This window comes from Neisseria sp. HMSC056A03, from assembly GCF_001815685.1.
Taxonomy (GTDB): domain Bacteria; phylum Pseudomonadota; class Gammaproteobacteria; order Burkholderiales; family Neisseriaceae; genus Neisseria; species Neisseria subflava.
Genome location: NZ_KV821666.1, coordinates 24,983 through 25,264, shown reverse-complemented (window position 1 = coordinate 25,264; position 282 = coordinate 24,983).

Sequence of the window (282 nt, the reverse complement as noted above, 5' to 3'; positions counted from 1 at the left end):
CCTTTCTCATTTCGCAGTGCTACAATCAGGCAGGCCGTAACAGGCGGTATCGTATTGTTGTAGCTCCCTTTCTCATTTCGCAGTGCTACAATCAGGAGAGACACCACAAGGAGGATTTAGAAGTTGTAGCTCCCTTTCTCATTTCGCAGTGCTACAATCCTTATCCGCTTCAACAATTGGCTGGAAGTGTTGTAGCTCCCTTTCTCATTTCGCAGTGCTACAATGAACATCGATAATCACGTTTTGGGCACGATGTTGTAGCTCCCTTTCTCATTTCGCAGT